This is a genomic window from Streptomyces varsoviensis, from assembly GCF_000718635.1.
In the GTDB taxonomy this organism is placed as follows: domain Bacteria; phylum Actinomycetota; class Actinomycetes; order Streptomycetales; family Streptomycetaceae; genus Streptomyces; species Streptomyces varsoviensis.
In genome coordinates, this window is sequence record NZ_JOBF01000104.1 from 1 (window position 1) to 222 (window position 222).

1 protein-coding gene is annotated in these 222 nt (G+C 69.4%); it reads left to right on the forward strand.

Going from position 1 to position 222, the window contains the following annotated elements:
- Positions 1 to 25: 25 nt before the first annotated feature.
- A partial coding sequence (locus IF55_RS35795; RefSeq protein ID WP_211270090.1) for a hypothetical protein occupies positions 26 to 222 on the forward strand: 197 nt, incomplete at its 3' end.

Below are 222 nucleotides of genomic sequence, written 5' to 3' on the forward strand. Positions count from 1 at the left end.
GGAGGCGGTGGCGGGGGTGTCGTTGGTGCATTCGCCGCTGGCGTTCGACCTGACGGTCACGGCGCTCTACACGCCGCTGGTCAGTGGTGGGTGTGTGCGGCTGGCGGAGCTGGATGAGGGGGCGGCTCGCGGTGCGCGTCCGACGTTCATGAAGGGCACGCCGAGCCACTTGTCGATTCTGGAGGCGCTGCCGGAGGAAGTGTCGCCCTCGGGGACGCTGAT